At 53.6% G+C, this 1,610-nt stretch carries 1 protein-coding gene; it reads right to left on the bottom strand.

Translation table 11 applies throughout. The annotated features are described in order from the left end of the window. Positions 1 to 17: 17 nt before the first annotated feature. The gene (locus AK2_RS16190) at positions 18 to 1,487 is read right to left on the bottom strand and encodes an IS5 family transposase (RefSeq protein ID WP_067937136.1); all 1,470 of its coding nucleotides are present in this window, start codon (positions 1,485 to 1,487) and stop codon (positions 18 to 20) included. Between the last annotated feature and the right edge of the window lie 123 nt (positions 1,488 to 1,610).

Raw genomic sequence — 1,610 nt, forward strand, 5'->3', positions numbered from 1 at the left:
AGGGGCTGCTGAATGGATTAAATAGCGGCCTCTGTTTGAGCGAAGTTGCATCTTGCAAAGGTTACCCAAATAAGCCAAAGAAGAAGCCGTAGCTTCCGGTTCAAGTTCATGACCAGCAGCTGCAGGGCGATAACCGTTTCACTGGTCTGACGTAGGCGTGCCCGAATCAGCCCTAAGCCATATTTGCGCTTTCCCTCTCCAAACTTTCCTTCGACCGCATTCCGTTCGCCTGCGTCCAGTCGTCCGATTCTTTGGTGTTCAGCAATCGCCTCCTTGGACGGACGCCCCAGTTTCGGTCCACTCAGCCGGATGCCGTGTTTCTTGCAATATTGGAGGTTCTTCCGATTTCGATAGATTTTGTCCGCCAAGATGGCCTCTGGATAACATCCGAACCGCTTCACGTAGTTTTCTACCGACTCCATGAGTGTCGTCCCCTCATTGAAACTGTCCCAACTCACTCGCTCCATCAGCGAATATCCATTCACCACACTGATGGCCAGTTTTGCACCAAACTCCACGTTCGCCTTGACCTTTCCTCGAACCATTGGACGTACGTGAGGCTGCGCCATGTTCACAATTCGGTCGTCGATACGGTGGGAACGCGTACGAAACATCTCCACCTGCTGTCGGTACAGCTCATGGATGACCAAAAGATTGCGATGTTGTCGCCGGGTGAGCACCGTCAGCCCAGTCAACTTCGCAAGCTGCTCCACAAACCGCAGGTCTCGCCCAACGTATCGCAATTGTTTCCCCATCGCCTTGCGAAGCTCCTTGCCACTGAGCTTTCGATTCTTAGCTGCCCGAAGATAGTCTCTCCGAGCTTGTTGCCGCCGGTCCCTGGGTTTCTTCAGTTTCCCTTTATGTGGCCAATGGAGAGTGTCAATGATGTCTTCCAACTTCTCACGGGCCTCATTCAGCAGCGACAAATCCGTCGGGAATGCAATGTCAGCCGGTGTACAGGTGGCATCCAGGATCAGCTTCCCTTGATGAAGGGTCGGCTCCGAAGATTCGCCATTTGACACCTTCGTCTCACCCGATGTCGGTGAGTCAGTCGGTTCATCGTCGTCGTGCTGTCCCTTCTCTCGTTCGGCGAGAACAATCCACTCGTTCACTTGGTTCAACACGTCTGGGCCCAACCGCTTGCGGAAGTGCGTCATCAGTGAAGGATGAAACAACGGCTCCTCTTGATATGCGGGAAGGCCAAGGAAGTACTGCATATAGGGGTTTTCCGTGATATGCTGCACCAAATCCCGATCGGAGAACCCTTCTCGCTCCTGGATGATGAGGGCTCCGAGTGCGATGCGAACCGAAATCGCTCGCCCACCTCTCGCGCAGGTGCTAAACAGCTTGCTGTATTCCTGCTCCACCCTGCGCCACGGGATCAAATCGGCGAGTTGAACCCATCGATTGTCCTCTCGAAGCTTGCCTCCGAACGGCAAGAAGAACTCCCCGGGGAGGATCTGCTGGTCCTGGTTATGCGCGTACATAGCCGACCTCCATGTGCACGGTTTTTCGCTCGTTCCAACTAAAAATCCATACACTTGGATTCGACATTTGTACCCGAAATCCCTTGCCGTTATTGGGTTTTACGTCCATTCAGCAGCCCCTAA

Source organism: Alicyclobacillus kakegawensis NBRC 103104 (genome assembly GCF_001552655.1).
GTDB lineage: Bacteria > Bacillota > Bacilli > Alicyclobacillales > Alicyclobacillaceae > Alicyclobacillus_G > Alicyclobacillus_G kakegawensis.

Bases quoted from the DNA above. Each gene is read 5' to 3' on its own strand.
- AK2_RS16190 (WP_067937136.1), bottom strand. From the start codon at position 1,487: ATGTACGCGCATAACCAGGACCAGCAGATCCTCCCCGGGGAGTTCTTC.